The sequence below is a fragment of the Halomonas sp. HNIBRBA4712 genome, assembly GCF_043558675.1.
In the GTDB taxonomy this organism is placed as follows: Bacteria; Pseudomonadota; Gammaproteobacteria; order Pseudomonadales; family Halomonadaceae; genus Vreelandella.
Genome location: NZ_JBIFXR010000034.1, coordinates 1 through 371 on the forward strand (window position 1 = coordinate 1; position 371 = coordinate 371).

At 48.0% G+C, this 371-nt stretch carries 1 tRNA gene; it reads left to right on the forward strand.

Going from position 1 to position 371, the window contains the following annotated elements:
• Positions 1–92: 92 nt before the first annotated feature.
• Positions 93–168 (forward strand) — tRNA-Ala (locus ACGK9R_RS17210).
• Positions 169–371 lie beyond the last annotated feature (203 nt).

Genomic DNA, 371 nt, shown 5'->3' on the forward strand with positions numbered 1-371 from the left:
ACTGTGATACGGTGTTAAATTCCTCCTCGCATGAAATGCATGCATCGTCGAAGTTTTCCTTGTCTCACAGAAATTTGACCATAGCTCGTTATGGGGCCATAGCTCAGCTGGGAGAGCGCCTGCCTTGCACGCAGGAGGTCAGCGGTTCGATCCCGCTTGGCTCCACCATTTGATGACTCACTCATCGGTCGTCCGTTTGTCGTTTCGTGGTCAGTGATAAGACACACGCCCTGCGTTGGCTTATCACTGTTCATTGAACAGTCGCTCTTTAACAATGTACATCATGCTGACATGAACGTTTTTATAAACGTTCATACGTAAATTGTGTGATACGTCTCAAGCGTATCCGGCAATCGTTGTCATTGCGCGAT